The sequence below is a fragment of the Polynucleobacter sp. UK-Gri1-W3 genome (genome assembly GCF_018881595.1).
Classification (GTDB): Bacteria; Pseudomonadota; Gammaproteobacteria; order Burkholderiales; family Burkholderiaceae; genus Polynucleobacter.
Genome location: NZ_JACVQA010000016.1, coordinates 1 through 1881, shown reverse-complemented (window position 1 = coordinate 1881; position 1881 = coordinate 1). Strand labels below are relative to the sequence as shown.

Genomic DNA, 1881 nt, shown 5'->3' with positions numbered 1-1881 from the left:
ATCGAGTAGGGTGAGGGATTACTCCCTCAGCCCTCTCACACCACCGTACGTGCGGTTCCGCATACGGCGGTTCAAATAGCACGCTGAAGATTTTGGTAGGTTACTACCAAAGACACCAGCCCCAGTTGTGTAAAGTATTTAGGTGGGCAGGCTGAGACCATATGTCTCGCCCCAGCATTCCACCATGGCCCACGACCATTGACACTCGATTTCCAAGCGCGATGGGCATCAAGCCCTAACGCTCTTAGTCGTGATTCTCGTGTCTTAGGCCTTTTCCATTGCCTCCAGATAATGTCCCTAAGCCTATGCCTAACCCAGACATCCATTTCCTCAATTGCCCTTAGGCCTTGCGAGTATTGGAAGTAATTTATCCATCCTCGCAATACTGGATTCAATCTTTGGATGGTCGTTTGGACTGACTGTCCACGCCCTTGACGGCAAAGTACCTTCACCTTGCTTTTAAGGCGCTTCAAACTTTCAGGAGCAATGCGGATTTTGGTCTGCTTATTGTGAGTGACGCTGTACCCTAAGAACTTGCGCTCCCATGGTCTTGCGACTGCACTCTTAGCCTCGCTCACGGTCAGCTTTAAACGTTTTGTTAGAAACGTTTTAACCCCATCCATGATGCGTTGCCCAGACCGTTTGCTGTTGACATAAATATTGCAGTCATCCGCATAGCGGCAAAAGGCCAGTTCTCGCTTTTCCAGCTCACGGTCTAGATCAGTTAAGAGGATGTTTGATAGCAAGGGGGATAGTGGGCCACCTTGCGGCGTCCCTTCTACTCTTGCTTCTACGACCCCATCACTCATCATGCCCGCTTGCAGGTAACGGCGGATGAGTTTTAATACTTTCTCATCTTGAACTTGCCTTCTCACGCGAGACATCAACACATCGTGGTTTACACGGTCAAAGAACTTCTCTAAGTCCATATCTACCACCCAGCGTTTACCTTCTCGCATGTACTGCGCCGCCCGCAATACCGCCTGTTGTGCCGACCTATTCGGTCTAAAGCCGTAGCTGTGTTCCGAGAAGGTGGGCTCAAAGAGCGGTTGCATTACTTGGTGCAATGCTTGTTGGATGAGGCGATCTACTACGGTTGGCACTCCAAGCGTCCTGACCCCGCCATTGGGCTTGGGTATATCTACTTTTCGTACTGACTGTGGCATATAGCAACCATCCAGTAAGGCTTGCTTCACACTGCGCCAGTGTGCGACCAGCCAGCTTTTGAGGTCTTCCGTACGCATGCCATCAACTCCTGGTGCGCCGTGATTTCTCATAACCTGTTGGTACGCTCTTTGCATGTTGCTGCGCGCCACCACACGCTCGATGAGCGCATGATTCTCCGATTTCGTTTGCCCGATTGTCGTTGCATCTATTTCCGCACCAGCGAGCGCTATCCCCGGATACCGTCCGGCTTCCTCGCCACTGGCCTCTCTTGCAAGAGCTTCTGCTTTCTCAATAGACATCAAGATCAATCGTCCTAATTTCGGCACTACTTGTTCAGCCCTTCAGCCTGTATTAGCGCCTACTATGGCTTCTGCTGACTTCTGGCATAGCATCCAAACACCTCTCGATGTCTGTAGCCCTTACCGGGCACCATGTCAGATCTCCCCGGGTATTGCGCACCCACCTTCACGCTTATGTCTGTCGGATCTACGTTATATCGTTTCCGTGTAAGTATTGGACTTTGATGATTTCGGACATCTCATCCCGATGCAACGCCTTATATCCGCTTCCTGTACGTCAGACCAGCGCTTTGCCTTTGGCTTCCTTCAGACTTGCAGTCACCCACAAAGCCCTTGCCATTAGCTAACACTTCCCCTTACCGGGTGTGTAGAGGACTTTCACCTCCAAGTAAGTGCACCCTGCCGGGCGCACCAA

1 protein-coding gene is annotated in these 1881 nt (G+C 51.2%); it reads right to left on the bottom strand.

The features are described 5' to 3' along the window. Window positions 1-71 precede the first annotated feature (71 nt). On the bottom strand, window positions 72-1466 hold the full coding sequence (ltrA, locus tag ICN36_RS11845; protein WP_216228548.1) for a group II intron reverse transcriptase/maturase: 1395 nt from the start codon (window positions 1464-1466) through the stop codon (window positions 72-74). Window positions 1467-1881: the final 415 nt, after the last annotated feature.